This window comes from Vreelandella lionensis (genome assembly GCF_044543515.1).
Classification (GTDB): domain Bacteria; phylum Pseudomonadota; class Gammaproteobacteria; order Pseudomonadales; family Halomonadaceae; genus Vreelandella; species Vreelandella lionensis.
The window spans coordinates 1-1337 of sequence record NZ_JBITWC010000052.1; the positions used below are offsets into that span (position 1 = coordinate 1).

At 55.0% G+C, this 1337-nt stretch carries 1 protein-coding gene; it reads left to right on the top strand.

Annotation, left to right across the window (positions count from 1 at the left end; all coding sequences use genetic code 11):
- Positions 1-82: 82 nt before the first annotated feature.
- A partial coding sequence (locus ACIGG6_RS18235; RefSeq protein ID WP_399846543.1) for an IS4 family transposase occupies positions 83-1337 on the top strand: 1255 nt, incomplete at its 3' end.

Below are 1337 nucleotides of genomic sequence, written 5' to 3' on the forward strand. Positions count from 1 at the left end.
TAATGCCAGTCAGTTAAGAGTTTCACCAATGAGCTGACAATGCGATATTCCGGTATCAGTGATTCTCTGATACCGGATTTTTATGCATTTTAGTCAGGCCATTGATGCCATCGCTCGCGTTTCACCTGAACATTTCTCCAGCCTCGCGGATGTTCTCTCCCCCGAGCTGATTGACGAATGCCTAGCGCACGCCGGTGTAGCCACCTTGCGTAAGCGCCGTTTACCGCTTGAGATGGTGGTCTGGTCGATTGTCGGCATGGCCTTGTTCCGGCACATCCCGATGGGGCAAGTCGTTCATCAGCTTGATATTGTCTTACCCGGCCAACGTCCTTTCGTGGCACCCAGCGCCGTTGTCCAAGCACGTCAACGCCTCGGGGTAGAGGCTGTCAAACGTGTGTTCGAGCAAACGCAGGACCTGTGGCACGAACAAACCCCTCACCCTCATTGGTGTGGTCTCAGGCTGCTAGGCGTAGACGGAGTGGTATGGCGAACGCCTGACACGCCTGACAACCAAGCGGCTTTTACACGTACGCGTAACGCCTACCGAGAAGCGAGCTACCCGCAGGTGCGGATGGTGTGTCAAATGGAGCTGACGAGCCACCTAATCACGGGCGCCGCGTTTGACAGCATCTCGACGGGCGAAGTGGCGTTAACGACAGACCTGATCGCCAGTACACCTGACCACTCACTGACGTTATTTGACCGTGGGTTTTATTCGCTGGGTCTGCTGCATGCGTGGCAGCAAGCAGGCGAACAGCGCCACTGGCTGATCCCGTTACGGAAGGGAGCGCAGTATGAAGAGATCTACTCGCTGGGACGTCAGGATCGACTGGTTCGTCTGACGACATCCCCACAAGCACGAGCGAAATGGCCAGACTTGCCCGCGACGTTAGAAGCACGTCTGATGCGTCGTCAGGTCAAGGGAAAAGAAGTTCAGATGCTGACGTCGATGACCGATCCGCTGCGCTTTCCTGCTGCTGATATCGTGGATCTTTATAGCTATCGCTGGGAAATCGAGCTGGGCTACCGGGAAATGAAGCAGTCACTGCTGGGCAGCCGACTCACGCTGCGTAGTCGTACGCCGGACATGGTTCGCCAGGAATTATGGGGAACGTTGCTCGCCTACAACTTGATACGCTTTCAGATGGCGCGAATGGCCTACAGCTTGGACAGCATTCACCCAAATCAATTGAGTTTTCACCAAGCTGCCCATTTTATTATCAAAGAGCTATCTATGTTGCCGGCGGTGTCACCTGGCCGTCTTCCCGAGGTCATGAGGTCGATGCTAGAGATGGCGCCTTCCTTCTTGTTACCCGATAGACGAGAACGGTCATACC